1 protein-coding gene is annotated in these 267 nt (G+C 50.2%); it reads left to right on the plus strand.

What is annotated here, in order from left to right; genetic code table 11:
- Positions 1 to 68: 68 nt before the first annotated feature.
- On the plus strand, positions 69 to 267 hold a 199-nt coding region (locus F0L74_RS34795), incomplete at its 3' end, for a hypothetical protein (RefSeq protein WP_213087191.1).

The following is a 267-nucleotide window of genomic DNA, read 5'->3' on the forward strand; positions in this document are numbered from 1 at the left end:
CCCTCGGTGTATAATTTCGATCCAGGACTCCAGTCGACGGCGATTACGTTTACATCTTCAGCGGCGAGGTGAGCGGGTATGACGAAAGCGTTGAAGTTTCCAGCGACAGTTTCACCGTGATTGTGTATCGTGAAGATGGTGCGGCGAGCGAGGGAGAACGAAGAAGTCATAATAGAGTTGACAGACAGCAACAACGGTTCACTGACCTGAGGGCTTCCCCGATGAAAGAGGTGAAATACAACATCCCGTTCTCCCAAATTGAAACTG

Origin of the sequence: Chitinophaga agrisoli (assembly GCF_008386695.1) — a bacterium.
Lineage (GTDB): Bacteria > Bacteroidota > Bacteroidia > Chitinophagales > Chitinophagaceae > Chitinophaga > Chitinophaga agrisoli.